This is a genomic window from Clostridioides sp. ZZV15-6388, from assembly GCF_020657755.1.
Classification (GTDB): domain Bacteria; phylum Bacillota; class Clostridia; order Peptostreptococcales; family Peptostreptococcaceae; genus Clostridioides.
On record NZ_JAGWCU010000142.1, the window covers coordinates 1 to 255 of the forward strand.

Annotated in this window: 1 protein-coding gene; it reads left to right on the plus strand. The window is 25.9% G+C overall.

The genetic code is table 11. The annotated features are described in order from the left end of the window. Window positions 1-255 (plus strand): transposase (locus KGF48_RS20810; protein WP_227868512.1); only part of this gene is annotated, 255 nt, incomplete at both ends.

Sequence of the window (255 nt, forward strand, 5' to 3'; positions counted from 1 at the left end):
CCTTGTAGAGTAGTAGTAGAAGATTTAAATGTAAGAGGTTTATTGAAAAATAAACACTTGTCTAAATCAATTTCAGAGCAATGTTTTAATAAGTTTATAACTATACTTGAATACAAATGCAAATGGAGCAAAATTGAATTTGTTAAAGCAGATAGATTTTATCCAAGTAGTAAAATGTGTTCATGTTGTGGAACTATCAAAAAAGATTTAAAGTTAAAAGATAGGACTTATGTATGTCCTAATGAAAAATGTAAT